2 protein-coding genes are annotated in these 2,501 nt (G+C 56.6%); both read right to left on the minus strand.

Features of this window, described 5'->3' with window-relative positions:
• Window positions 1-70 precede the first annotated feature (70 nt).
• Window positions 71-646 (minus strand): DUF1415 domain-containing protein, encoded by a 576-nt coding sequence (locus tag WD429_RS15275; protein ID WP_368423046.1) that lies wholly within the window; start codon window positions 644-646, stop codon window positions 71-73.
• Window positions 647-828: 182 nt separating this feature from the next.
• Window positions 829-2,415, minus strand: a complete 1,587-nt coding sequence (locus WD429_RS15280; RefSeq protein ID WP_368423047.1) for an ABC-F family ATPase — start codon at window positions 2,413-2,415, stop codon at window positions 829-831.
• Window positions 2,416-2,501: the final 86 nt, after the last annotated feature.

Consider the following 2,501-nt stretch of genomic DNA (forward strand, 5'->3'; position numbering starts at 1 on the left):
TGTGACGCTTGGGCTCCGCCATCCATGGCTCCGCACAGTTTTGGACGGCCCTGCCCACCGGCTCCTTGTTCTACTCCCCCGGCCGCTCTGCGGAAGTGGAACTCTTTCCGAAACAGGCTGCGAGTGTGTTTCGCATTTTCTCTTCGCCCAGCTTATCCATCAACTCAATGTTCCGTTGAGGGATGTCGTCTACATCCGGATAACTGTCAATCGCCGCTTCCAGGCTCGCTTCCCGTAACAGATGCAGCATCGGGAATGGAGAACGATTCGTGTAATTCTCCGCCGAGCCGGGCTCGGTGTCTGCGAACTGGTAATCCGGGTGGAAACTGGCGATCTGGTACACGCCTTCCATGTCCAGATAAGACAACAACCCATCTGCTGCGTCCAGAAATTCATTGTAGGCATCAAATGCCTGCAATACACCCGGATGGATCAACAGCGTGGTTTCGACATCGGGTTCGTCGTCGAGACGCTGAAGTTCGGCATGCAGTGACTGCAACAGCTCGTCTTCGGTCTGTGCGTCCGAAACCACAAACCGAACCCGATTCCGGACCAGTTCCCGTTTGGCAAACGGACACAGGTTATATCCGACGACCACGTCTTCGACCCATTTTTGGGTTGCGTTAATGATCCCGATCTCATCCATGCAGTTATCTCTTTAAAACCTGAAGCCCGCTAATAGGCTGGAGTGGCCGGGTGGGGCGGCCTTTCCAAAAATTTGCGCAGCCATGGATGGCGGAGCAGAAGCGCCACATGGATGTGCCGAAGGAGCGGTTTTTGGAAAGGCCGCCCCACCCGGCCACCGCCACCAAAGCCAGAATCAATTTTTTATAAGTACCCCTGACTTCTGAGGTAATCATCATAAGACCCACTGAAGTCCGTAATCCCATCCGGCTTTAACTCAATAATCCGCGTCGCCAGAGAAGAAACAAATTCCCGGTCGTGGCTAACGAAAATCAGTGTGCCCGGATAATTCTCCAGCGCCAGGTTCAGCGCCTCGATGGATTCCATATCCAGGTGGTTGGTTGGCTCATCCATCAGCATCACGTTGGGCTTCTGCAGGATCAGCTTGCCGAACAGCATCCGCCCCTGCTCACCACCGGAAATCACCCTGACGGATTTGGCGATGTCATCGCCAGAGAACAGCATCCGGCCCAGAGTGCCGCGAATCAGCTGTTCGCCGCCGGTGGTCCATTGGGCCATCCACTCAGTCAGGGTGTCGTCATCGGCGAAATCCGCAGTGTGGTCCTGGGCGAAATAGCCGACTTCCGCGCTGTCCGTCCACTTCACTTCGCCACTGTCAGGCGTATAGGCACCCGCCAGGCATTGCAGCAGGGTCGTCTTGCCAATGCCGTTGGGGCCGATGATGGCCACGCGCTCGCCGGCTTCAACCTTCAGGTCGAGATTTGTGAACAGTTGCTCGTCGTCAAAGCCTTTGCTCATCTTGTGCAGAGTCACCGCCTGGCGATGCAGCTTTTTGCCTTGCTCAAACCGGATAAACGGACTCACCCGGCTGGAAGGTTTGACCTCTTCCAACTGAATCTTGTCGATCTGGCGGGCGCGGGATGTAGCCTGTTTGGCCTTGGACGCGTTGGCGGAGAAGCGGCTGACGAACTGCTGCAGCTCAGCGATCTGTGCTTTCTTCTTGGCGTTATCCGACAACATACGCTCGCGAGCCTGAGTGGCTGCGGTCATGTATTCGTCGTAGTTACCCGGGAACAGACGCAGCTCACCGTAGTCCAGGTCCGCCATGTGGGTACACACGCTATTCAGGAAGTGGCGGTCGTGGGAGATGATGATCATGGTGCTGTTGCGGGCAACCAGAATGCTTTCCAGCCAACGAATGGTATTGATGTCCAGGTGGTTGGTAGGCTCGTCGAGCAGCAGTAGGTCTGGCTCGGAGAACAACGCCTGTGCGAGCAGCACTCGCAGCTTCCAGCCTGGTGCCAGCGCGCTCATCGGGCCGTCGTGCTGCCCCAGCGGAATATCCAGGCCCAGTAACAGCTCGCCGGCTCGGGATTCGGCGGTGTAGCCGTCCATCTCGGCGAACTGCACTTCCAGATCTGCCACCGCCATGCCGTCTTCTTCGCTCATCTCTGCCAGCGAGTAGATACGGTCTCGCTCTTTTTTGACGTTCCACAGTTCTTCATGGCCCATGATCACGGTGTCTATGACCGAACAGTTTTCATAGGCAAACTGATCCTGGCGCAGCTTGCCCAGGCGGATGTTGGGCTCCAGCATGACCTGCCCGGAAGACGGCTCCAGGTCGCCCCCGAGGATCTTCATGAACGTGGACTTGCCGCAGCCATTGGCACCGATCAGACCATAACGGTTGCCATTGCCGAATTTGACGGAGACGTTCTCGAACAGGGGCTTGGCCCCGAATTGCATGGTGATATTGGCGGTGGAAATCAAGAAACAGACCTGTGTATGTGATGGCCGGAAAAGCCGGCGAAGAAAAGCCGGCATTGTACAGGTTTCACCGGCCAACCGTGAGACAG

Source organism: Marinobacter sp., from assembly GCF_040904845.1.
Lineage (GTDB): Bacteria > Pseudomonadota > Gammaproteobacteria > Pseudomonadales > Oleiphilaceae > Marinobacter.